General features: G+C 57.7%; 19 protein-coding genes. 16 read left to right on the forward strand and 3 right to left on the reverse strand.

The window, feature by feature from the left end; translation table 11 throughout:
* Nucleotides 1-4 precede the first annotated feature (4 nt).
* The 13 genes from ACTQ3R_RS02185 to recN all read left to right on the forward strand — a co-directional run bounded on the left by ACTQ3R_RS02185 (nucleotide 5) and on the right by recN (nucleotide 12,393).
* Nucleotides 5-892, forward strand: a complete 888-nt coding sequence (locus ACTQ3R_RS02185; RefSeq protein WP_441777770.1) for a B12-binding domain-containing radical SAM protein — start codon at nucleotides 5-7, stop codon at nucleotides 890-892.
* Nucleotides 893-1,291: 399 nt separating this feature from the next.
* Nucleotides 1,292-2,191 carry a cell wall hydrolase gene (locus tag ACTQ3R_RS02190; RefSeq protein WP_441777771.1) on the forward strand — a complete coding sequence of 300 codons (900 nt, stop codon included), beginning with the start codon at nucleotides 1,292-1,294 and terminating at the stop codon, nucleotides 2,189-2,191.
* A 153-nt stretch (nucleotides 2,192-2,344) separates the two neighbouring features.
* Nucleotides 2,345-2,860 carry a transcription antitermination factor NusB gene (gene nusB, locus ACTQ3R_RS02195; RefSeq protein WP_441777772.1) on the forward strand — a complete coding sequence of 172 codons (516 nt, stop codon included), beginning with the start codon at nucleotides 2,345-2,347 and terminating at the stop codon, nucleotides 2,858-2,860.
* A gap of 2 nt (nucleotides 2,861-2,862) precedes the next feature.
* The gene (locus ACTQ3R_RS02200; protein WP_441777773.1) at nucleotides 2,863-3,804 is read left to right on the forward strand and encodes a Kae1-like domain-containing protein; all 942 of its coding nucleotides are present in this window, start codon (nucleotides 2,863-2,865) and stop codon (nucleotides 3,802-3,804) included.
* On the forward strand, nucleotides 3,801-5,018 hold the full coding sequence (xseA, locus tag ACTQ3R_RS02205; protein ID WP_441777774.1) for an exodeoxyribonuclease VII large subunit: 1,218 nt from the start codon (nucleotides 3,801-3,803) through the stop codon (nucleotides 5,016-5,018). Before ACTQ3R_RS02200 ends, xseA begins: the two co-directional genes overlap by 4 nt.
* A gap of 6 nt (nucleotides 5,019-5,024) precedes the next feature.
* Complete coding sequence (gene xseB / locus ACTQ3R_RS02210) at nucleotides 5,025-5,258, forward strand: exodeoxyribonuclease VII small subunit (protein WP_441777775.1); 234 nt, start codon at nucleotides 5,025-5,027, stop codon at nucleotides 5,256-5,258.
* A 1-nt stretch (nucleotide 5,259) separates the two neighbouring features.
* A complete protein-coding gene (locus tag ACTQ3R_RS02215; protein ID WP_441777776.1) occupies nucleotides 5,260-6,138 on the forward strand; it encodes a polyprenyl synthetase family protein in 879 nt (292 codons plus the stop codon).
* A gap of 55 nt (nucleotides 6,139-6,193) precedes the next feature.
* Nucleotides 6,194-6,652 carry a divergent PAP2 family protein gene (locus tag ACTQ3R_RS02220; RefSeq protein WP_441777777.1) on the forward strand — a complete coding sequence of 153 codons (459 nt, stop codon included), beginning with the start codon at nucleotides 6,194-6,196 and terminating at the stop codon, nucleotides 6,650-6,652.
* 39 nt (nucleotides 6,653-6,691) lie between these two features.
* On the forward strand, nucleotides 6,692-8,545 hold the full coding sequence (gene dxs / locus ACTQ3R_RS02225; protein WP_441777778.1) for a 1-deoxy-D-xylulose-5-phosphate synthase: 1,854 nt from the start codon (nucleotides 6,692-6,694) through the stop codon (nucleotides 8,543-8,545).
* Entirely contained in the window at nucleotides 8,538-9,347 is an 810-nt protein-coding gene (locus tag ACTQ3R_RS02230; RefSeq protein WP_441777779.1) for a TlyA family RNA methyltransferase, read from the forward strand. The genes dxs and ACTQ3R_RS02230 overlap by 8 nt, the downstream gene beginning before the upstream one ends.
* The gene (locus ACTQ3R_RS02235; RefSeq protein ID WP_441777780.1) at nucleotides 9,344-10,216 is read left to right on the forward strand and encodes an NAD(+)/NADH kinase; all 873 of its coding nucleotides are present in this window, start codon (nucleotides 9,344-9,346) and stop codon (nucleotides 10,214-10,216) included. Before ACTQ3R_RS02230 ends, ACTQ3R_RS02235 begins: the two co-directional genes overlap by 4 nt.
* Nucleotides 10,213-10,665, forward strand: a complete 453-nt coding sequence (locus ACTQ3R_RS02240) for an arginine repressor (RefSeq protein WP_441777781.1) — start codon at nucleotides 10,213-10,215, stop codon at nucleotides 10,663-10,665. Before ACTQ3R_RS02235 ends, ACTQ3R_RS02240 begins: the two co-directional genes overlap by 4 nt.
* A gap of 33 nt (nucleotides 10,666-10,698) precedes the next feature.
* Nucleotides 10,699-12,393: a DNA repair protein RecN gene (gene recN / locus ACTQ3R_RS02245; RefSeq protein WP_441777782.1), complete on the forward strand. Its 1,695-nt coding sequence runs from the start codon at nucleotides 10,699-10,701 to the stop codon at nucleotides 12,391-12,393.
* A gap of 53 nt (nucleotides 12,394-12,446) precedes the next feature.
* Here recN and ACTQ3R_RS02250 read toward each other — a convergent pair whose 3' ends face one another.
* On the reverse strand, nucleotides 12,447-13,874 hold the full coding sequence (locus ACTQ3R_RS02250; RefSeq protein WP_441777783.1) for a sodium-dependent transporter: 1,428 nt from the start codon (nucleotides 13,872-13,874) through the stop codon (nucleotides 12,447-12,449).
* A gap of 268 nt (nucleotides 13,875-14,142) precedes the next feature.
* On the opposite strand from ACTQ3R_RS02250, the gene ACTQ3R_RS02255 reads away from it, so the two are divergent.
* The 3 genes from ACTQ3R_RS02255 to tyrS all read left to right on the forward strand — a co-directional run bounded on the left by ACTQ3R_RS02255 (nucleotide 14,143) and on the right by tyrS (nucleotide 17,841).
* Nucleotides 14,143-15,321 (forward strand): NAD(P)-dependent malic enzyme, encoded by a 1,179-nt coding sequence (locus ACTQ3R_RS02255; RefSeq protein WP_441777784.1) that lies wholly within the window; start codon nucleotides 14,143-14,145, stop codon nucleotides 15,319-15,321.
* A gap of 413 nt (nucleotides 15,322-15,734) precedes the next feature.
* Nucleotides 15,735-16,592, forward strand: coding sequence for a DMT family transporter (locus tag ACTQ3R_RS02260; RefSeq protein ID WP_441777785.1), 858 nt, complete (start codon nucleotides 15,735-15,737; stop codon nucleotides 16,590-16,592).
* Nucleotides 16,593-16,617: 25 nt separating this feature from the next.
* On the forward strand, nucleotides 16,618-17,841 hold the full coding sequence (tyrS, locus tag ACTQ3R_RS02265) for a tyrosine--tRNA ligase (protein WP_441777786.1): 1,224 nt from the start codon (nucleotides 16,618-16,620) through the stop codon (nucleotides 17,839-17,841).
* Between the two features lie 96 nt (nucleotides 17,842-17,937).
* On the opposite strand, the gene ACTQ3R_RS02270 is transcribed toward tyrS, so the two are convergent.
* Nucleotides 17,938-18,681 (reverse strand): tRNA threonylcarbamoyladenosine dehydratase, encoded by a 744-nt coding sequence (locus ACTQ3R_RS02270; RefSeq protein WP_441777787.1) that lies wholly within the window; start codon nucleotides 18,679-18,681, stop codon nucleotides 17,938-17,940.
* A 66-nt stretch (nucleotides 18,682-18,747) separates the two neighbouring features.
* Nucleotides 18,748-19,098 (reverse strand): hypothetical protein, encoded by a 351-nt coding sequence (locus tag ACTQ3R_RS02275; protein ID WP_441777788.1) that lies wholly within the window; start codon nucleotides 19,096-19,098, stop codon nucleotides 18,748-18,750.
* Between the last annotated feature and the right edge of the window lie 153 nt (nucleotides 19,099-19,251).

The raw sequence follows: 19,251 nt of genomic DNA on the forward strand, positions 1-19,251 counted from the left end.
GAACATGCGTTATGACAGCGACCTGCTGTACCGGCCGCCGGGGGAGTGGAAGAGCTACCTGCTCCAGTGTACCATCGGCTGTTCCAACAACCAGTGCACCTTCTGCGGGATGTACAAGGAGAAGAAATTCCGCCTTCGGCCCGTGGAAGAGATTTTAGAGGATATTGACATGGCCAGGGACTACTATGGCCCCGGCCTTGAGCGAGTATTCCTGATGGACGGAGACGCCATCATTATGAAAACGGAGGATCTGCTCCGGGTGCTTCATAAGCTCTATGAGACCTTCCCACACCTGGAAAAGGTGACCCTCTATGCAGGCCCAAAGAGTACGCTGGCCAAGACCCCGGAAGAGCTGAAGGCCCTGCATGAGGCCGGGCTTTCCCGTGCCTATCTGGGAGTGGAGAGCGGCAGCGATACGGTATTGAAGTTTATTCATAAGGGAGTTACGGCCAAGGAGATGCTTCTGGCGGGTCAGCGGCTGGTGGAGGCAGGCATCGATCTCTGGGTCACCGTGATTTTGGGCATGACCGGAGCCAGAGGAGAGGGCGGCGACTGGGAGGAGCACATCCGCTCCACCGCTCAGATGATCAACGATATGAAGCCGCGCCACCTGTCCGCTATGACCTTTGCCCCCGCCAAAGGCACCCCGCTGGGAGAGGATGTGCTGGCCGGGAGATTTGAGGTCTGTTCGCCCGACCATATTCTGGAGGAGTGCCGTCTGCTGGTGGAGCTGCTGGACGTGAACCCGCTGCATTTTACCAGCAATCACGCTTCCAATTACCTGCCTCTAAAAGGAGGCCTGCCGGAAGACCGGGAGAAGTTTCTTTCTCTGATTGACCAGGCTCTGGAGGGGAAAATCCGTCTTCGGAAAACGCTGAATCGAGGAATTTAATGATTTGCTGCAGGCGTCCGCCTTTCGGGAAAAGCACCGGGAGACGGACGCTTTTTGCTGGGAAAGCAAGTTCACATAATATGTCGATAAACCATAAAAACAAGGAGAAATCTGCCTATTCTTAAATAAATTATATAAAATGCACAAGCGCCGACAATTATTTATGGGCAATTTTGCCCTTGTTTTGACCGGTCAGATTGGTTACAATGTGGTAACAAAAGTAACAACAGTTGCTTTTGCGTGTCACCAATTTGTAAAAAATTTAAAGCAAAGGAGTGAAGACAAATAGTACGCAAGCTTTTCTTCGTACCGCTGTGTGCGTTTGCCTTACTCCTCCTGATGGGCGCGTCGACTGCCCCCCAGCAGTCCGCTGCCCTGCTGGCAGAGGAGGAGAGCGCCGTGCTCGATGAGCAGGCGCTTGATACTGAATCCCAGGTTTCTTATGAGTCGATGGAATCCATCGGCGGAGGCAAACTGGGGAACGCCGAGATCTCCGAGCAGGTCTCTCTGGCTGAGATGACCGAAGAGGCAGAGGCGGAAGAACAGCAGCAGGTGGCTGCTGGAGACCAGACACTGTTCATTGATGGTGTCGCGGCTCCCACCAACCTGGGCAAATTCCAAAAAAACGGCGTTACCTATGTGGCGCTGGCTCCTATGGCCCAGGCCCTGGAGCCCAGCGTGGAAATTGGCTGGGACGGTTCCACCGTCAAGCTCTATACCAGCCGCCTGGCCCTGAGTGCCAAAGTGGGCCAGCTTTATCTGGTGGCCAATGGCCGTTATCTCTACCTTCCTGAGGGAGTTCAGTTGGTAAACAACATGGTGACCGTTCCCCTCTCAGCTGTGGTAGAGGCATTTGATGCAAAGCTTTCCTGGGATGGTACCAGCGGCACCATTCACATTACACGGGGGAGCGGCGGCATCCAGTCCGGTGACAGCTATTATGATCAGGAGGACCTCTTCTGGCTGTCTCGGCTTATTTACGCAGAGAGCGGCAATCAGCCCCTGGAGGGGCAGATGGCCGTGGGTAATGTGGTGATGAATCGGGTAGCCAGCCCCGTTTATCCCAATACCGTTCAGGGTGTTCTGGCGCAGAAGAACCAGTTCAGCACCTATAAGTCCGGCGCTCTTGCCAACCGTACCCCTAACCAGAGCAGCATCATTGCCGCAAAGCTGGTGTTGGACGGCGGCGAGGTGGCTGAGACCGACGGTGCGCTGTACTTCGACTCCAGCTCCAACAGCTGGGCCTCCCGCAACCGGGAGTTTGCCGCTGTACTGGGCGGACATAAATTCTATTATTGATAAAAAAAGACCGCTTCGGCGGTCTTTTTTTATGGGGAAGAAAAAGGAAAATTATAAATTAGGGGTTTCTTTTTTGTATATTCATGTATATAATAATGGATGATATACTAAGAGAACAACACAGCCCAAAAGCAGGGTGGGAGGATACCGAATATGACAAGAAGCAATGCCCGTGAAATCGCGGTACATATGATTTTTTCCCTGAGCTTCGGCAATCAGAGTGCCCAGGAGCTGCTGGACAGCCAGCTGACTCACGAGCGTTTCCGGGAGCTGGCAGAGGATATGCCTCTGTATGCCCAGTACCCCAACGAAAAGCAGGAGAAGTACATCCGGGAGTTGGTCCAGGGTGTGTTTTTCCATGGGCCTGAGCTGGACGACTGCATCAGCCGTTATGCCAAGGGCTGGTCCTTTGCCCGCATTCCCCGCATGGCCTCTGCCATTATGCGTACTGCCATGTATGAGGTACTCTATATGCCCGATGTGCCCAATGCCGCAGCCATCAACGAAGCGGTGGAAATCGCCAAGAATTATGAGCCTCAGGAGGTAGTTGCCTTCCTGAACGGCATTCTGGGTACCTTTGTGCGGGAGGAGTGCCAGGACAATATCTCGGACAAGCAGCCGGAGGCTTCTCAGGAAAAGACAGAGCCCAAGGCGGAGACGGAGATTTGACTATGGCCGTTTTGGGACTGGATACCAGCAATTATACAACCTCCCTGGCGGTCTTTGATGGCAGGGATGGTGTCAATGTGGGCCGGCTGCTGACGGTGCGCCCTGGAGAACTGGGCCTTCGGCAAAGTGAGGCCCTGTTTCAGCATGTCCGTCAGCTGCCAGAGCTGTTTCGTGCCCTGGAACAGAAGGGGGCGCTGCACCAGATCGAAGCCGTGGGAGCCAGCACCCGCCCCCGTGCGGTAGAGGGCTCTTATATGCCGTGCTTCCTGGCCGGTGCTTCTCAGGGAGAAGGGCTGGCCAGCACCATGGGCATCCCCTTTTTTGAACATTCCCATCAACAGGGACATCTGGCCGCGGCCGCGTGGTCTGCCGGACGGATGGACCTTCTGGACGCTCCGTTCCTGGCCTGGCATCTGTCTGGGGGGACTACGGAGCTTTTATATGTTGAGCCGGAGGGATACACCGTCCGGGCAGAGGCGGTAGGGGGGACCAGTGACATTTCCGCCGGGCAGCTCATTGACCGCACCGGGGTGTTGCTTGGGCTCCAATTTCCGGCAGGGAAAGCCCTGGATGCGCTGTATGACCAGTCGGATGTCTGCGAAAACTACCGTGTAAAGCTTCAGGAACTTACGTTCTCGCTGTCTGGCATTGAGAATCAGGTCAAGCAGCGGATATCCTCTGGGGAGAAGCCGGGAAATGTGGCCCGGTTTACCCTGGACACGATCACCAGTGTGGTGGTGCGGGCCACCCAGCAGGCGCGGCAGCGCTGGCCCGGCCTTCCGGTGCTCTGCTCCGGAGGCGTGGCCTCTAACCGGCAGCTGAGAGCAGCCATGAGCGCGCAATGTCAGGCTGTCTTTGCCCAGCCCCAGTATTCCACAGACAACGCCATGGGAACGGCTATCCTCACATGGCGTGCTCTGCAAGCAGGGGAGGCGGGAGCATGAACCGCAGCGCCCCCATTCTAAGCCCCTCCCAGGTGAGCCAGTATATCAAGGGTTTCATGGATCAGGACCGGCTGTTGTCCGGGCTGCTGGTTCGGGGGGAGCTTTCCAATTATAAAATGTACCCCTCGGGGCACCACTATTTTTCCCTGAAAGACCGGGAGGGAAGCCTTCGGTGCGTTATGTTCCGCGGAGACGCGGCTTCCCTGCGTTTTCGGCCGGAAAATGGCATGCAGGTGATCGCGGCCGGGCGGGTCACTGTTTTTCCCAGGGACGGACAGTACCAGCTCTATTGCAGCCGCCTCACTCCGGAGGGTGTGGGAGATCTCTATTTGGCCTTTGAGCAGTTGAAGGAAAAGCTTTCCAGAGAAGGCCTCTTTGAACCGGGACACAAAAAGCCTATCCCCGCCTTTCCTGAGACCATCGCCCTCATCACCTCCCCAGCAGGGGCGGCCGTGCGGGACATGATCCGGATTCTCCGCTCCCGCTGGCCCATGGCCGGGATTCGAATTCTTCCGGTCCGGGTTCAGGGGGCCGGCGCGGCGGAGGAGATCGCCGCCGCCATCCGGTGGGCCAATGAGCATGCCATCGCCCAGCTCATCATTACCGGTCGGGGCGGCGGTTCCATGGAAGATCTGTGGGCCTTTAACGAGGAAGTCGTGGCCCGTGCCATTTACCACTCGGAGATTCCGGTGATTTCCGCTGTGGGCCACGAGCCTGACGTGACCATCTCCGATTTTGCAGCGGATCTGCGTGCGTCCACGCCTTCCAATGCCGCGGAACTGGCGGTACCACACCAGGAGGAAATCGCAGCCAGCCTGGCCGTCCTGGGCCAGCGGCTCCAGGGCAGCATGGTCCAGCGCCTGGACCAGAGCCGCCGTGCGCTCAATCGCCTGGGCGCCAGTCGGGCTATGACCGAGCCGGGAGCCTATTTCAAGGACAAGCGCCTGCTGCTGGACTATCAGAGCCGCCGCCTGATCCACGGCCTGGAGCGGAGCTTGTCCATGCAGCGGGAGCGGCTGGGCAAGCTCAGTGCAGCGCTGGATGCCATGAGCCCGCTGAAGGTGCTGGGACGGGGCTATTCCATCGCACTGAAGGAACATGGAAGTGTGATTGCCTCGGTGCAGGATGCCCAGCCTGGAGAACGTTTTATTCTGAAAGTATCCGATGGGCAGTTTGACTGCCAAGTCAACGGAGTATCGAAAAAAGAGGAGTGAGGCCCTATGGCGAAAAAGAAGCTGGATTTTGAGGGCTCCATGGCCCGCCTGGAGGAAATCGTAGGTCTGCTGGAACGGGGGGATGCCCCCCTGGAAGAGGCTATGAAGCTCTTTGAGGAGGGGGCCAAGCTGCTGCGGGAGTGTACCGCCCAGCTGGATGAAGCAGAGCAGAAGGTGACCCTTCTCACCCAGGGCCAGGATGGCCAGATGATGGAAGAACCCTTCCAGGGAGCTGAGTGACATGGAAAAAGACTTTACACTGTTGATGACCCGTGACCGGACCATGGTGGAGGAAGCCCTGGCGGGAATGTTCCGGGAGGAGCCGCGCTACGCCGATCTTCAGGAGGCCATGGAGTATTCTCTCCTGGCGGGGGGAAAGCGGATTCGTCCGGTGCTTACCCTGGAGGTGTGCCGGATGTGCGGAGGTGATCCCCAGGACGCCCTTCCCTTTGCCTGTGCACTGGAGATGATCCATACCTACTCTCTGATCCACGATGATCTGCCGGCCATGGATGATGACCAGCTGCGGCGTGGGCGGCCCACCAATCATGTGGTCTATGGAGAGGCCACTGCCATTTTAGCGGGAGATGGCTTGCTCACTTCCGCCTTTGAGCAGCTTGCCAAAGGGAATCTGCCCGCCCAGCGGATTGTAGAGGCGGTGGCCTGTCTGGCCCGGAATGCCGGCCCCGAAGGCATGGTGGGCGGCCAGGCGCTGGATATGGCCGGGGAAGGCCGCTCCATGACCCGCGGAGAGCTGGAGCAGCTCCAGAGTCTTAAGACGGGAGCACTCATTTCCGCGGCGGCGGAGCTGGGCTGTATTGCCGCGGGCGGCAGTGCCCAGCAGCGGCAGAAGGTGCGGGATTATGCCCAGGCTCTGGGCCGTGCCTTCCAGGTTCAGGATGATATTCTGGATGTGACCAGCACGGATGAGGAGCTGGGGAAAAGTGTGGGCTCTGACCGGGTCAACGAGAAGACCACCTTTGTTACCGCGCTCGGGCTGGAGGGAAGCCGGGCGCTGGTGGAAGAGCTGACCCAGCGTGCGGTGGATGCCCTGGCCGGCTTTGAGAAGGCAGACTTTCTGATTTGGCTGGCCCAATCCCTGGCCAAGCGTACCCATTGACCATTGACAGGACGTACCATAGCGGCCTCCCTTCGGGAGAGAAAGCGGGGTAAGGATGGATCATACCGGTTTTCTGGTGGGAAATCTCACGTTGGACCTGGCAATCTTTGCCTGGTTTGTAGCTCAGGTCATAAAAACCATCTTGCACTTTATCGTGAACCGGAATTTGGACCTGAAGCGGATGGTGGGCAGCGGCGACATGCCCAGTTCCCATTCTGCCTTTATCTGTGCCGCCACCATGTCCATTGGTCAGGTGTGCGGCTGGCGGGACCCGATGTTTTCCCTGTCGGCAGCCATCGCGCTGGTCGTCATGTATGACGCTTGTAATGTGCGCCGCTGCGCCGGGGAGCAGGCAAAGGTGCTCAACTATATGATCGAGCACATGGACCAGATTCCGACGGAATTGAAGGAATGTAAGCGGCTCAATGAGAGCCTGGGGCATACGCTGCCCCAGGTGATCGCGGGAGCTGTGCTGGGCAGCGTCATCGGCCTGGCGGGGCCGGTTATTTTGTAATGCCCGCGTAAGCTGAATTGAGATGTGAGGGGTTATACCTTGACAAAGAGAGACGAAAAGCAAACAGGGCCTCTGCTGGAGGGGATCAGTGACCGGGAGGCCGGGCAGCTTTGTGCCAAACTGCGCCGGGATCTGGTAGAGCAGGTATCCCAGACGGGAGGACATCTGGCCTCAAACCTGGGGGCGGTGGAGCTGACGGTGGCTATCCACCGGGTCTTTGACACTACCCGAGACCGGCTGGTCTTTGACGTGGGGCATCAGTGCTATCCCCATAAAATGCTCACCGGACGTTGGGAGCAGATGTCCACCATGCGCCAATATGGCGGCCTGGCCGGTTTTCCAAAGCCGGCGGAAAGTGTTCACGACGCGTTTATTGCTGGGCACGCTTCCAACTCGGTGGCGGTGGCCCTGGGGATGGCACGGGCCCGGAGCTTCCTGGGAGAGGACTATAAGGTCATTGCCCTCATCGGGGATGGGGCCCTCACGGGCGGTCTGGCCTATGAGGGGCTGTCCAATGCTGGTGAATGTGGCCAGCAGCTGCTGGTGATCCTCAACGACAACGGGATGTCCATCACCCCCAATGTGGGCGGCGTGGCCGACCACCTGGCCCGGCAGCGCCTTCGTCCCCAGTATCGGGCCTTTAAAAAGCATTATCAGAACTTTATGGCGGCTACCGCGCCAGGACGGGCCGCTTATAAGGTCATCCATAAAATTAAGCAGGCCCTCAAGCAGAGCTTGCTGCCCTGCAGTATGTTTGAGAACATGGGCTTTCGTTACCTGGGGCCGGTGGACGGGCACAATCTAGCAGAGCTGACGGACATTCTCCGCTATGCCAGGGATCTGAACGAGCCCGCCCTGCTCCATGTAAAGACTGTAAAGGGAAAAGGCTTTCTACCCGCGGAAGAAAACCCAGATGCCTTTCACGGGGTTTCTCCCTTTGATCCCATCACGGGCAAGCCCAGAAAGACGGGGGGCGAAAATTTCTCCTCCGTATTTGGTAAGACTCTTTCCCGCCTGGCGGAGGGAGATGGTCGGGTATGCGCCATCACGGCCGCCATGGTGAGCGGGACGGGGCTGGAGACCTTTGCCCAGCGTTTTCCGGAGCGTTTTTTTGACGTGGGCATTGCCGAGGGCTGCGCGGTTTCTATGGCCGCCGGCATGGCGAAGGAGGGGGCCGTACCAGTCTTTGCAGTCTATTCTACCTTCCTTCAGCGCAGCTACGACATGCTGCTCCATGACGTGGCCCTCAGCAGCCTCCATGTGGTGCTGGGAGTAGACCGGGCCGGTCTGGTTGGAGAGGACGGCGAGACCCACCACGGCGTTTTTGATGTCGCTTATCTGGACAGTGTTCCCCATATGACGGTCCTGGCCCCAGCCAGCTTTGCTGAGCTGGAGGATATGCTGGAACGGGCCGTGCTGCGTCTGGATGGCCCTGTTGCGGTGCGCTATCCCCGTGGGGGAGAGGGGAGCTATACCGGTTGTGCCGGAGAAGAACCATCCACTGTGCTGCGCGCGGGGAAAGACATTACGTTAGTAAGCTATGGGGTAGAGATCAACCAAGTTCTGGAGGCTGCCCAACGGCTGGAGCAGAAGGGAATTCAGGCCGAAATTGTAAAGCTAAATCAGCTTACACCACTTGATGGAACAGAGATTATCCGCTCTGTTGCAAAAACCGGAGTTCTGCTTGTGGCGGAGGAGACCGCGGCCAACGGCTGTGTGGGTCAGCGCCTGGCCGCCCTGTTGGAGCAGGAGCAGGTTGCTGCCAAGGTGGCACTGGTCAACTGCGGGGAAGGTTTCGTTCCTCACGGAAAGACGGAGCTTTTGAAGAAAGATCTGTCCCTGGATGGAGAGGGAATTGCAAAGAAAGCATGGGAGGTGCTGGGCCATGGCTAAGGTGCGGCTGGATGTGGCGTTGACGGAGCGCGGACTGGCGGAAAGCCGCCAGAAGGCCCAAGCCGTCATTATGGCGGGGCTGGTCTATGTAAACGGCCAGAAGCAGACCAAAGCGGGAGCCCCGGTAAAGGCGGAGGACCAGTTAGAGGTCCGTGGAAAAGCCCTGCCCTATGTAAGCCGCGGCGGGTTAAAACTGGAAAAGGCCATGTCCCTGTGGCCCATTACTCTTATGGGAGCGGTGTGCGCCGATATTGGCGCATCCACTGGCGGTTTTACCGACTGTATGCTCCAGAACGGGGCCAGCAAGGTCTATGCGGTGGATGTTGGGTATAACCAACTGGATTGGCGCCTGCGTACCCACCCCCAGGTGGTGTGCATGGAGCGTACCAATGCACGCTACCTCACACGGGAACAGATTCCAGAGGAGCTTGACTTCTTTTCTGTGGATGTCTCCTTTATCTCCCTCAACCTGATTTTGCCCGCCTTACGCCCTCTTATGAAAGAGGGCGGCGAGGCAGTGTGTCTGGTGAAGCCTCAGTTTGAGGCGGGAAAGGAGAAGGTGGGCAAGCACGGCGTTGTCCGTGACCCACAGGTCCATCTGGAGGTGCTGGAGCACTTCCTCGGTCATGCAGCAAGCGCTGGATTTACTGTAAAGGATATTACCTTTTCACCTATTAAGGGCCCCGAAGGCAACATCGAGTACTTAGGTTATCTCAAGGCGGGGGACGGACCTGTCTATGAGGGAGATCTGAAGGCCTTGGTCGATGCATCGCACAGTGTCTGGAAGGAGGAGGAGATATGAAGATTGTACTCAGCTCCAACCCCTACCGAGACCGTGGGCTCCGGGCCGCTCTGGAGGCCAAACGAGTGCTGGAGCATGCGGGAGCGGATACGGTGCTTTGTCTGCCCTTTCAGCCCAAAAAGGGGGACCGTCTGGACTTGCCCAGGCAGGTCACCCTATCTGTAATGGAGCAGGAGCTGCCTTGTGCCGACCTGCTGATCTGCTTTGGCGGGGATGGAACCATCCTCCATGCCGCACGGGATGCAGTTGTCTACCAGGTGCCGATCCTGGGGGTCAATATGGGAAGCGTGGGTTTTATGGCTGAGCTGGAACGGGGCGAGCTGTCCATGCTGACTCCCCTGGCCAAAGGGATGTTTACCATTGAAGAACGGATGATGCTGGATGTGCGGGTCATGCGGGGAAACCGGGAGATAAGCCGGGATCTGGCGCTCAACGATGCGGTCATCTCCAAGGGATCCATGGCACGGGTGGCCGAGGTAGAAGTGCTGGCCGACCACATGAAGGTATCTACCATTATGGGAGACGGGGTCATTGTTTCCACTCCTACCGGTTCCACCGCTTACTCCATGTCGGCGGGAGGACCCATTGTAGAGCCCACTTCCCACTGCATCATCCTCACACCCGTCTGTGCCCATCAGCTGGCTGCGCGGGCCCTTGTGCTGGATTCCGGACGGGTCATTACTGCCCAGATCCCAAAATCGACCCGCAAGTATTTATACTTGTCAGTGGATGGAGGGAAGGCGGTCCGGCTGAACAGCGGCGATCGGGTGGAGATCAGCCGTTCGGAGCACTGCACCCGGCTGGCTCGGCTGGCGGACCGAAGCTTTTATGAGATCATCAATCAAAAATTAGGAGGGATGGTTCCGTGAAAAACGCACGTCAGGGTGAGATCATCAAGATTATACAGTCTATGGATGTGGAGACCCAGGATCAGCTTCTGGAAGAGCTGCGTGCACGGGGCTTCTCCACCACCCAGGCCACCATTTCTCGGGACATTAAGGAACTGCGCATGGTAAAGGAGCTGTCCAAAAACGGCGGCTACCGCTATACGCTTTCGGAGCGTAAGCCCTCCGCGGCAGTGGATACCCGGCTGCGCACGATTTTTAAAGAGGGCGTGGTCTCTGCTGATGTGGCCCAGAACCTGGTTGTCGTTCGTACCATGCCCGGTTTGGCCTCTGCCGCCTGTTCTGCTCTGGATGGGATGGAGATCGAGGGAATGGTGGGAAGCCTGGCAGGAGATGATACGGGGATCCTGATCATGCGGGACAACGCCGCCGCCCAGCAGTTTGGTGCGGAAATCCATAAGCTGCTGAAATAAACCCAGCGTCTGGGAACGAGGAGGCAAGACGCGATGCTTTCGCTGCTCCATATTGAAAATATCGCCATTATCCAGTCGGCAGATATCACCTTTGATCCGGGGTTCAATGTCCTTACCGGTGAGACCGGTGCAGGCAAATCCATTGTTATCGATGCGATTGGCGCGGTGCTGGGGGAGCGTACCAGCCGGGAGCTGATCCGCACCGGAGCCAAAAGTGCCATGGTCTCGGCCTGCTTTACCGGATCTCTGCCTTTGAAGTGGCTGGAGGAGAATGGCTTTTCAGTCCCAGAGGATGAGCTTATGCTGCAGCGTGAGCTGCACGGGGATGGGCGGAATGTGTGCCGGATCAATGGACGGCCCATCACTGTTGCCCAGCTGCGGCAGCTGGGAAAGCAGCTGTTGAACATCCACGGCCAGCACGACGGCCAGCAGCTGCTGGACCCGGAGACCCACCTGGGGTATCTGGACCGGTTTGGAAAGACCGGAGCTTTGCTGGACGAGTATCAGCTGGCCTTTGGGGCGGTGGCCGCCCTCCGGCGGCAGATTGCTGCCCTGGAAATGGACGAGGCCGAGCGCTCCCGAAGGGTGGATACTCTGGAATACCAGATCCGTGAGCTGGAGCGCGCGGAGCTGAAGCCCGGTGAGGATGAGGAGCTGGATGCACGAAAGACCATGCTCCGCAGTGCCGGCAAGCTGATGGAGGCCATTCAGGAGGCTCAGTTTGCCCTGCTGGGCGGCGAAGACAGCCGCGGGGCCTGTGACCTGATCTCGGAAGCAGAGGGCGCCGTGCGGTCCGTGGCCAAGCTGGGAGCCCAACTGGCGGAGCTGGGGGAGAAGCTCACCTCGCTGCGCTATGCCGCGGATGACGCGGCGGAGACCCTTCGGGATTTTGGTGATGCGTTCGACTTCTCTCCTGAGGAGCTGGACCGACTGGAAAGCCGGCTGGATGTGATCTACCGCCTGAAAAAGAAATACGGCCCCACGGTAGAGGACATGCTTTCCTATCTGGACCAGTGCCGGGAGGAGCTGAGTCAAATTCAGGACGCGGACGACACCATCCAGCACCTGGAGGAAGAGCTCCAGAAGGCACTGGAAACGGCGCGGACACTGGGGGCAAAGCTGTCTCAGGCCCGGAAAGCGGCGGCTTTGGAGCTTCAGGTGCGTATTCAGGAAGAGCTGCGGCAGCTGGATATGCCAAAGGTGCGCTTTGAGACGGAATTTCAGGCCCTCTCCGCCCAGGACGGCATGGACGAGACTGGAATGGACCAGGTACAATTTCTTATGTCCGCCAATCTGGGTGAGGCGCTCAAGCCCATTCAGAAGGTGGCCTCCGGCGGTGAGCTGGCCCGGATCATGCTGGCACTGAAGAATGTGCTGGCCCAGGACGATGGGATTGGCAGCCTCATCTTTGATGAGGTGGATACCGGGGTATCCGGCCGGGCAGCCCAGAAGGTGGCCGAAAAGATGGCCGACGTGGCCGGCGGCAAGCAGGTGCTGTGTGTCACCCACCTTCCCCAAATTGCTGCCATGGCCGATACCCACTTCTCCGTGGAGAAGGGGGAGCGGGACGGACGCACTTACACGCGGGTAGAGCGGCTGGACAAACAGGGTAGGGTGGAGGAGCTGGCCCGTCTGATCGGCGGAGCTTCGCTGACCCCCGCTTTGATCAAGAGTGCGGAGGATCTGCTCCAGCAGGCCCAGGAGTACCGCAATTCCAAATCCAACTAAAAAACGGCCGGTATCCAACTGGATACCGGCCGATCATATTTCTGCGGGCTTTCTTATTTGATGGTGAAGAAGCTCTGAAGCTGCCCAAAGAGAACCATGAGCATCCCCAGAGGAGCCACCAGATAGATGCACACCTTGTAGAAGGTATACAGGCCATTGGAGAAGGGGTGTCCTGCGGCCATGACCTCGCTGCGAATGGTCTGGGGGCGGATCTTCCACACCAGGATGATCATCAGCAGGGACCCCAAAGGCATGGCGATTCCTTCGGAAATGAAGTCCATAAAGTCCAGCCAGGAGGACCCAAGATTCATACCGGTCTCATGGAAGGGGATCCACAGGCCGTTGGAGCCCAGACCATCGGCGGCTACCAGAGTGGCTTCCGCCATCACGATCAGACAGATGACCAGCACCACCATGCTGCGGTTGGACTTTTTCCCCTGTGCCGCCCGGTGATCCAGTGTGAAGGTCACCAGCACCTCGATGAGGGCGATAGCGGATGTGATGGCTGCCAGGGTGACGAACATATAGAAAAGGATTCCGAACAGGGGACCCAGGGCACCCATGGAGTTAAAGACGTCCTGCAGCGTAATGAACAGCAGCTTGGGACCGGACAGCTCAGCGTTTTTCCCGCCCAGGGCAAAAGCGGCAGGCAGCACAGCCAGGCCGGCCATGATAGCCACGCAGGTGTCAGAGATAATGATGATAAGTGAATTTTTTACCAGGCTCTCTTCCTTGCGCAGGTAAGAGCCGTAGGTCACCGTAATACCCATGGCCAGGGACAGGGAGAAAAACACCTGGCCGCCGGCGGCGGAAAGAACGGACAAAAATCCCTTGGGCGTTTGGAAGGCCGTGAAGTTGGGAGAGAACATGAATTTCAGTCCCTCAGCGGCACCGGGAAGAGTGACCGCCCGAACAATAACGATGAGGAGCATAATGGCCAGGGCGGGCATGCCCACCTTGTTGAACTTTTCAATGCCATCCTTGATGCCGCCCCGGATGATCAAAAAGCAGGCGGCAATGAACAGGAAGGTAAATAGAATGGCCATGGGCTGATTGGTGAGCATGTCAGAAAAAGACTCGGCCCCGGACACGCCGGAGAGCTGGAAAAGACCCACAAGCTCAGCAAAATTAAGGCACACATACTGCACGCAGTAAGCGCCCAGCACCGTGTAAAAGCTCAAAATCAGGAAGGGGGACAACATGGCCAGAAACCCGATGAAGGCACCAAAGCCGCCGCCTACCGTCTGGTAGCTGACCAGCACGCTTTTCCCTACCTTTCGGCCGATGGACAGCTCTGTGAGCATGATGGGAAAGCCGATCACAATGGCCATAATGAGATAGACCAGCAGGAAAGCAAAGCCTCCGTTCATGCCCATTTTATAGGGAAAAGCCCAAATATTGCCGAGGCCTACAGCAGCGCCCACCGTAGCCATTAGAAAGCCAAGGTTGCTGCCCCAGTGTCCTCTGTGATGATGTTCCATAGTATCCTCCTCTTTGTACACCTGCAATTCCGGTTGCCGCCCCATCCAAAAAAGAAGAGGCTGCCTGCCATTTTAGCAGATAATCATAGTTTGGTCAACTAAAACAGGGTGTATTTTGTAGAAAATGCGATTTTTTCTTCGAAAGATGGAGTGTTTCGGAAAAAGATCCTCCCGGCCATTGCCTTTTACAATGGAACTATTATAATAGGCTTGACAACAGCTTGGGGCAAAGATGAATCTTTGCCTGCAGATAAGTGAGGAAATGATTATGGATTACGCAAAGGAAAGCCTTCGCCTCCACGGACAGTGGAAGGGAAAAATTGAGGTGGTGGCCACCGTTCCTGCTGGAAACCGGGAGGAGCTGTCTCTGGCCTACACACCTGGGGTGGCCCAGCCCTGTCTGGAGATCCAGAAGGACCCGGATAAGAGCTATGAACTCACCCGCCGCCACAACCTGGTGGCGGTCATTACCGACGGCACCGCCGTGCTGGGGCTGGGGGACATCGGTCCTGAGGCCGGCATGCCCGTGATGGAGGGTAAATGCGTACTCTTCAAGCGCTTTGCCGACGTGGACGCCTTCCCCCTGTGCGTCAAGACCAAAGACATCGACGAGTTTGTCCAAACGGTTTATAACATCTCCGGTTCCTTCGGCGGCATCAATCTGGAGGACATTGCCGCCCCCCGGTGCTTTGAAATTGAGCGCCGTCTGAAAGAGATGTGCGACATTCCCGTCTTCCATGACGACCAGCACGGCACCGCCATCATCGCCCTGGCGGGGCTTACCAATGCCCTGAAGGTGGTGGGGAAGAAGAAGGAGGAAGTCCGGGTAGTCTTCTCCGGGGCCGGTTCCGCCGCCATTTCCATCACAAAGCTCCTTCTGGAGGCTGGCTTCCGGGACATCACCCTGTGCGACAAGTTCGGCGCCCTCTACGACGGCAACCCCGAGATGAACTGGGCCCAGCAGGAGATCGCCAAGCGAACCAATCTCCAAAAGCGCAAGGGAACTCTGGCCGATATGCTGGTGGGGGCCGATGTGTTCATCGGGGTGTCTGCCCCCAACCTGGTGACTACCGAGATGGTAAAGACCATGAACAAGGACGCCATTGTTTTTGCCTGTGCCAACCCCACTCCGGAGATTTTCCCCGAAGACGCGAAGGCGGGCGGGGCAAAGGTGGTGTCCACCGGACGCAGTGATTACCCCAACCAGATCAATAATGTCCTGGCCTTCCCAGGTATCTTCCGGGGGGCGCTGGACGTGCGGGCAAGTGACATCAACGAGGAGATGAAGATGGCCGCCGCCATGGCCCTGGCCGCCATCATTCCCGATGAGGAGCTCAGCGAAGACAACATCATCCCCCAGCCCTTTGACAAACGGGTGGTCCCCGCTGTGGCCAAGGCGGTGGCCGAGGCAGCGGTTCGTACCGGCGTGGCACGTCAGCTTTTTTGAAAGAAAGCTGAGCAAAGAACTTTGTGCAAAGCTGTGCTTTGCTTCTGGCCAATAACGATTGATTCCCTAAGCCCAGGAATAAAATCGTCCGCGGTTGACAAACGGAGAAAGATGTGCTAGAGTTTGAGTACTGCGACGAAAAGGAGCCTTAGCAAGGCATGCCCCTGTGCAGAGAGCCCCCGGACGGTGAAAGGGGGACAGGGTGCTTTGTGAACTTACCCCTTGGAGCAGCCGCCTGAAGCGCACAGCTGCGTGAGTAGGGGACAGGCCGGGCGCGCCCGTTACTGCGCAGGAGTCACGCACTCCATAAGGTCTCTGCTGTGAGGTTGGGACGAACCAGAGGTGGTACCGCATTTTATGCCCTCTGTCCGTTTTTCGGACAGAGGGCATTTTTGGTTCAGGGAGATGAGAGCTTGTCCAAAGAAAACAGGGGAACCTTGTATGTGTTTCTGGCCGCGCTGCTTTACAGCATTGGCGGGCTGTGCATTAAGGTCATCCCGTGGAACGGAATGTCCATCAATGGCGGGCGCACCGCCATCGCGCTGGTGGTCATCGGTGGATATTTATGGTGGATGAAGCATCCTCCGCGTCTAAACCGCTGGGTGGCACTGGGGGCGGTGTCGGTCTTTGGCTGCAATGCCCTGTTCTCCATTGCCAACAAGCTGACCACGGCGGCCAATACCATTGTACTTCAGTTTACCGCCCCCATCTTTGTGATGCTCATTTCGCTTCTGGTGTTCCGCCGCCGCCCCAGCCGCCTGGACGTCATTACCTGTGCGGCGGTGTTTGGCGGAGTGGTCTGCTTTTTTGTGGACAGCCTGGAGGTAGGCGGCGGACTGGGCAATGTACTGGCCCTGCTGGCCGGCCTGGCCTACGCCGGGATATTCCTGCTCAACGACCTGCCGGACTCCGACGCCATCTCTTCGGTGTTCTGGGGGGATGTGCTCTCGGCGGTAACAGGACTTCCGTTTTTGCTGAAGGAAACGGATTTCTCCTCAAAAGCGCTCGTCAGCCTGGTGGTGCTGGGGGTATTTCAGGTGGCTGTGGCCTATATCCTGCTGACCATCGGCCTGAAAACTACGCCGCCCGTCACAGCCAGTCTGCTCTCCGGCATTGAGCCCGTTTTGAGTCCCATCCTGGTGGCGGTGTTTTACGGAGAAAAAATGAGCCCCATGTCCATCCTGGGAGCCGCCATCGTCATCGGAGGCGTGGTGATCTACAGCGTCTGCCGGGCAAAGCAGCCAAACGCGAATCTTTCACATACAAATTGATATTTCAATAAAGGAGTAACGAAATATGACTTGCTACGAAGAACTGAAAGCCAGAGGGCTCATTGCCCAGGTGACCAACGAGGAGGAGATCTCCAAGATGATCAACGAGGGGAAAGCCGTGTTTTACATTGGCTTTGACCCCACGGCCGATTCCCTCCACGTAGGCCACTTCATGGCCCTGTGCCTGATGAAGCGCCTGCAGATGGCGGGCAACCGGCCCATTGCCCTCATCGGCGGCGGCACTGGCTACATCGGCGACCCCTCCGGCCGCACCGACATGCGCTCCATGATGACCCCTGAGACCATTCAGCACAACTGCGACTGCTTCAAAAAGCAGATGGAGCGCTTTATCGAGTTCGGTGAGGGAAAGGCTCAGATGGTAAACAATGCCGACTGGCTGCTGGGCCTGAACTACATTGATATGCTGCGGGACGTGGGTGCCTGCTTCAGCGTGAACAACATGCTCCGGGCCAAGTGCTATGAGCAGCGCATGGAGAAGGGCCTGAGCTTCCTGGAGTTCAACTACATGATCATGCAGTCCTATGACTTCTACTACCTGTTCCAGCACTATGGCTGCAACATGCAGTTCGGCGGCGACGACCAGTGGTCCAACATGCTGGGCGGCACTGAGCTCATCCGCCGCAAGCTGGGCAAGGACGCCCACGCCATGACCATCACGCTGCTGCTGAACTCCGAGGGCAAGAAGATGGGCAAGACCGCCAAGGGCGCTGTGTGGCTGGATCCCAACAAGACCTCTCCCTATGAGTTCTACCAGTACTGGCGCAACGTGGGCGACCAGGACGTGCTGAAATGCCTGCGCATGCTCACCTTCCTGCCCCTGGAGCAGATCGACGAGATGGACAAGTGGGAGGGCAGCCAGCTCAATACTGCCAAGGAGATTCTGGCCTTTGAGCTTACCAAGCTGGTCCACGGGGAAGAGGAGGCCAAGAAGGCTCAGGACGCCGCCAAGGCCCTGTTCGTGGGCGGAGGCGACATGAGCAATGTGCCCTCCACCACACTGGCCGCCGAGGATCTCACCGACGGTTCCATCGGCATCCTGGACCTGATGGTCAAGTGTAAGCTGGCCCCCTCCAAGAAGGAGGCCCGCCGTCTGGTGGAGCAGGGCGGTGTCACCGTCAATGAGGAAAAGGTGTCGGATGCCAATACCACCTACACTGCCGACCAGCTCTCCGGAGACGGCCTGATGGTCCGCAAGGGCAAGAAGGTCTTCCACCGGGTTTCCATGTAAGAGAAATAAACGTAACAGCGCCCCGCCTGGATTGGCGGGGCGCTGTTTTTTGTGTTATAGGGCCTTTTTCCAGTCAAGCAACGATCTGTTGCGTCCTTAAAATTCCCCCAATTCCCGCACCACCGCGCTGGCCAGAACCAGTCCGGCCGCCGCGGGGACAAAGGAGATGGAGCCGGGGGTGTCCCGCCGGGCGGTGGAGCCGGGGCGGGTATCGGTGGTGACCGGGGCTTCCGTTTCCATGGGGCGGATGGGGGAGCGGGGGAGCTCGGTGGAGTAAACTACCTTCAAATGCTCGATGCCCCGTTTCCGAAGCTCCTTGCGCATGACTCGGGCCAGGGGGCAGCCCTGGGTTTTGGAGAGGTCGGTAATTTGAAAGGCAGTGGGGTCCAGCTTGTTGCCCGAGCCCATGGCACTGATGATTTTTACCTGTAAAGTAATACACCTTGATACCAATTCCAGCTTCGCGGCTACCGTGTCAATGCAGTCTACCACGTAGTCATACTGGGAAAGATCCACCTCGCCTGCATTTTGCGGCAGGTAAAACATCCGGATGGCCTTCACCTGACAAGCTGGATTGATGTCCAGCACCCGCCGGGCCATCACCTCTGCCTTGGGCTGTCCGAGGGTAGAGTGGAGGGCAGCGATTTGGCGGTTCAGGTTGCTCTCAGACACGGTGTCATCGTCATATAGGTGTAAAGTACCAACACCTGCCCTTGCAAGAGCTTCAACGCAGAAGCCCCCTACACCTCCCACACCGAAAACGGCTACCTTGGCGTTTTTCAGGCGCTCTACGGGCTCGTCCCCGACGAGCAGGCGGGTACGGATAAATTGGTCGGACATGAAAGATATCCCTCCCTGGTTGTGGTTTTGGTTAGTATACCACAGCAAGCCGCAGAAGAAAAGGGATCACACCAGCTGGTAAAAGAGTCCGTGCTGCACGCAGTACCAAACAAGTTTTCCGTGACCGATACGGGGCAGCCGGGTCTGCAGATCCCATTCCGGGTAAAGCCGCTTCAAAATCAGGGTATCTCCGGTCACAAGGGCCACAAAGGAGACGTAGTGCTCCTTGGTCATGGGGTGAGACGAGGTGATGAAGTAGTCGTTTTCAATGAGCTCCACGCACAGGCGCTCTTCCTCCGGGGCCTTGACCGCCTCCAGGGGGCTGAGCTTCTTGCCGCAGCAGGTGACTGCCGCGCCCATGGCGGAGGTCAGGATATTCCCACAGGTGGGACAAAGATAAAAGTTCAGGTTTTTCATAGTTCCTCCCGTTTGTTCATTCTCAAAAAGTTCTCCGGCCAGCAGCCCTTCCAGCTCTACCCCCAATGTCTGGGCCAGACGGGGGAGCAGGGAGACATCTGGACAGCCCTGCCCCGTTTCCCTTAGTTAAAGATATTGTTGGGTATCTCAAGA

This window comes from Lawsonibacter sp. LCP25S3_E2 (assembly GCF_052117285.1).
Lineage (GTDB): Bacteria > Bacillota > Clostridia > Oscillospirales > Oscillospiraceae > Lawsonibacter.

What these genes read in the sequence shown, in the direction of transcription:
- xseA (WP_441777774.1), top strand. Translation starts at nt 3,801, where the DNA reads ATGAACCGCAGCGCCCCCATTCTAAGCCCCTCCCAGGTGAGCCAGTAT.
- ACTQ3R_RS02255 (WP_441777784.1), top strand. Translation starts at nt 14,143, where the DNA reads ATGGATTACGCAAAGGAAAGCCTTCGCCTCCACGGACAGTGGAAGGGA.
- ACTQ3R_RS02200 (WP_441777773.1), top strand. Translation starts at nt 2,863, where the DNA reads ATGGCCGTTTTGGGACTGGATACCAGCAATTATACAACCTCCCTGGCG.
- ACTQ3R_RS02275 (WP_441777788.1), bottom strand. Translation starts at nt 19,098, where the DNA reads ATGAAAAACCTGAACTTTTATCTTTGTCCCACCTGTGGGAATATCCTG.
- nusB (WP_441777772.1), top strand. Translation starts at nt 2,345, where the DNA reads ATGACAAGAAGCAATGCCCGTGAAATCGCGGTACATATGATTTTTTCC.
- tyrS (WP_441777786.1), top strand. Translation starts at nt 16,618, where the DNA reads ATGACTTGCTACGAAGAACTGAAAGCCAGAGGGCTCATTGCCCAGGTG.
- ACTQ3R_RS02270 (WP_441777787.1), bottom strand. Translation starts at nt 18,681, where the DNA reads ATGTCCGACCAATTTATCCGTACCCGCCTGCTCGTCGGGGACGAGCCC.
- ACTQ3R_RS02185 (WP_441777770.1), top strand. Translation starts at nt 5, where the DNA reads ATGCGTTATGACAGCGACCTGCTGTACCGGCCGCCGGGGGAGTGGAAG.
- recN (WP_441777782.1), top strand. Translation starts at nt 10,699, where the DNA reads ATGCTTTCGCTGCTCCATATTGAAAATATCGCCATTATCCAGTCGGCA.
- ACTQ3R_RS02220 (WP_441777777.1), top strand. Translation starts at nt 6,194, where the DNA reads ATGGATCATACCGGTTTTCTGGTGGGAAATCTCACGTTGGACCTGGCA.
- ACTQ3R_RS02250 (WP_441777783.1), bottom strand. Translation starts at nt 13,874, where the DNA reads ATGGAACATCATCACAGAGGACACTGGGGCAGCAACCTTGGCTTTCTA.
- xseB (WP_441777775.1), top strand. Translation starts at nt 5,025, where the DNA reads ATGGCGAAAAAGAAGCTGGATTTTGAGGGCTCCATGGCCCGCCTGGAG.
- ACTQ3R_RS02215 (WP_441777776.1), top strand. Translation starts at nt 5,260, where the DNA reads ATGGAAAAAGACTTTACACTGTTGATGACCCGTGACCGGACCATGGTG.
- ACTQ3R_RS02230 (WP_441777779.1), top strand. Translation starts at nt 8,538, where the DNA reads ATGGCTAAGGTGCGGCTGGATGTGGCGTTGACGGAGCGCGGACTGGCG.
- ACTQ3R_RS02235 (WP_441777780.1), top strand. Translation starts at nt 9,344, where the DNA reads ATGAAGATTGTACTCAGCTCCAACCCCTACCGAGACCGTGGGCTCCGG.